At 26.7% G+C, this 741-nt stretch carries 1 pseudogene; it reads left to right on the top strand.

Features of this window, described 5'->3' with window-relative positions:
* Positions 1-741 (top strand): annotated as a pseudogene (locus ACF91D_RS31080) (hypothetical protein); the annotation flags it as partial.

Genomic DNA, 741 nt, shown 5'->3' with positions numbered 1-741 from the left:
ATTAAGTAGTATTCAACGAGGCATTCAAGAACATTGTTACTTAAATAAGCGAACAAATGACATTGATGTGACTAAAGAATGGTATTTATGCAAATTTTCAAATCAAACATTAGAAGAGGATAAAAATCAATTGTATAATGCTTTAAAGCAACTCATGAATGATTCTAAAAATAAAAAGCAAGCTTTTCAAGAGGTGTTTAAGGTTCATATTGATATTTATCTCTACAATAAAGAAAAATCTGAATATAAGTATCAAGCATCTAGTTATTTCAATCTTGTAAAAGAAAATCCTAAAATAACTTATAAAAAAAGACATTTACAAGAGAAACAAGGGGTTAAGGGTACAACTTTTACAAACAAATTGAAATTATTAAAGAAAATGTATGATGTGGATGCTGCAAAATATCAGCCATTTTATAATTCTAATAATCCTGAATATGAAATTGATGGATTTGATGGAAAGTATGTTACTCAAAGATCCAACTATGAGTTTAATAGACTCCAATATCAAGTTATAGAAATTTTATCGAAAGTTCTCGATAAGCATCCATTACCAAAGTCAGATAATAATTATAAACATACTCCTACTATTGAAAAAGCAATATTAAGAGATGATTCCCATAATTTTTATGAGTATTTTGAAGATATAATGAAAGAAATTATGAATATGGATAATTCTCCCTTACAGGAAAAATTATTGACTGATTTTACATATCAATCCCAATGTAGATGGTACTCTGA

The organism is Staphylococcus sp. 231237_7MaSpsaltlick (assembly GCF_043107035.1).
The sequence above is the reverse complement of the archived record's forward strand: the minus strand, read 5'-3'. Positions and strand labels throughout refer to the sequence as shown.